General features: G+C 47.4%; 2 protein-coding genes. Both read right to left on the bottom strand.

The features are described 5' to 3' along the window. On the bottom strand, positions 1–697 hold a 697-nt coding region (locus A3751_RS19155), incomplete at its 3' end, for a ribonuclease D (protein ID WP_369821260.1). Positions 698–699: 2 nt separating this feature from the next. Continuing rightward, positions 700–1,069: recombination mediator RecR (locus A3751_RS19150; protein WP_156492636.1), on the bottom strand; the 370-nt coding region annotated here is incomplete at its 5' end.

The following is a 1,069-nucleotide window of genomic DNA, read 5'->3' as shown; positions in this document are numbered from 1 at the left end:
TCAATTGCTGCAAAACATATTGCCGCTCGACGGGAAGATCCCAAGCACCACGCAGCTTCAAGTAAGCTAGTTCGGGATGCCCCCCCATCGATTCAATCGTCGCAACCTGACGCGCACACTCTTCTTCAACAGCGCCAAACCATGGGGAGGAAGTAAGCTGATCACGGAGCTTAAGATAAATGTCTTCCAGGTAATGCACGTCAGCCGCAGCGTAATGCAGCTGTTTTTTCGTCAACGGTCTCGCCAGCCAATCAGATCTCGTTTCGCCTTTATCTAAGGCAACACCAAGCATCAAATCGACTAAACGTTGGTAGCCGACAGAGATACCCTTCCCTAGAAAGGCTGTCGCGATCTGACTATCGAAGACATTACGTATCGAGCAATCACAGATATGACCTAAAAGATCGATATCCTCACTCATGGAATGCAACACAATAACGATATCAGGACTAGAAAGTACTGACGCCAGAGGCTTCAAAGTTGATACAGCGAGAGGATCAATCAAATAGGTTTTGCCCGACGCAGCAACCTGAATCAAACCAGCTTTCGCGAAATATGTGTTACTGCGCTCAAACTCCGTATCGAAAATCAAATAGGGTTCTTTTACCCAGCGGTTTACACATTGCTCTAAACGACTATCTGTATCTATCCAGATATATGGGATCGAGTCGATATCGACCGAGGTAGTGGTTGTCATTTTTATACAGGTTTCCGACCAGAAAAAGCATGCCCTAAAGTGCCACCATCGACAAAGCCTAGCTCCCCACCTAAGGGAATGCCATGCGCCAGTCGCGTAATCAGTACGTCTTTCTCTCGAAAGATTTCAGAAATAAAGTGGGCTGTTGCCTCCCCCTCTACGGTAGGGTTTGTTGCCAAAATAAGCTCCTTGATAGGCCGCCCGTTAACTTGATCAATAAGCAAAGGAATACCTACCTGATCAGGGCCTCGCCCATCGATAGGCGACAAACTACCACTTAGGACAAAGTACTTGCCCGGGAACTGCCGGGATAACTCTATGGCTAACAAATCACTTGGCGATTCAACAACACACAGGATCGTGTCATCACGA

This window comes from Oleiphilus sp. HI0080 (assembly GCF_001635135.1).
The sequence above is the reverse complement of the archived record's forward strand: the minus strand, read 5'-3'. Positions and strand labels throughout refer to the sequence as shown.